Raw genomic sequence first — 343 nt, 5'->3', positions numbered from 1 at the left:
GAACATTACAAAATGTAATGTAACCATATGAAGTGGAGTTTTAAACTTTAGTTTTTGATACTAACAAAGGCAATTAAATTTGCCCATTTCACATGATATTCGTCAGGTTACTAATTATAGTAGTTTTTAGAGTAATCTTATCGGTTAGAAGGGCTTCGCTGATTTGATTTTGAGTATCTTTGGAGATAGCTTCTATTTTTTTAATTCCTCTATTTAACTCCCCGTCACTACAAAGAAAAGAAGTTATGTGGGAATATTTTTTAACACAAGCTTTAGGGAGGAGAGGCTTTCTGGTTTCTTCTTTCATAAAAGGAAGAGAAATAGTCTTTTTAAAGGTTTGTGA

The 343-nt window shown here is 31.5% G+C and carries 1 protein-coding gene; it reads right to left on the bottom strand.

Going from position 1 to position 343, the window contains the following annotated elements; genetic code table 11:
* Positions 1-88: 88 nt before the first annotated feature.
* On the bottom strand, positions 89-343 hold a 255-nt coding region (locus tag ETO60_RS11275; RefSeq protein WP_165362172.1), incomplete at its 5' end, for a hypothetical protein.

The organism is Qipengyuania thermophila, from assembly GCF_004153605.1.
GTDB classification, from domain to species: domain Bacteria; phylum Pseudomonadota; class Alphaproteobacteria; order Sphingomonadales; family Sphingomonadaceae; genus Qipengyuania_B; species Qipengyuania_B thermophila.
This window is presented reverse-complemented; position numbering and strand designations above follow the sequence as displayed.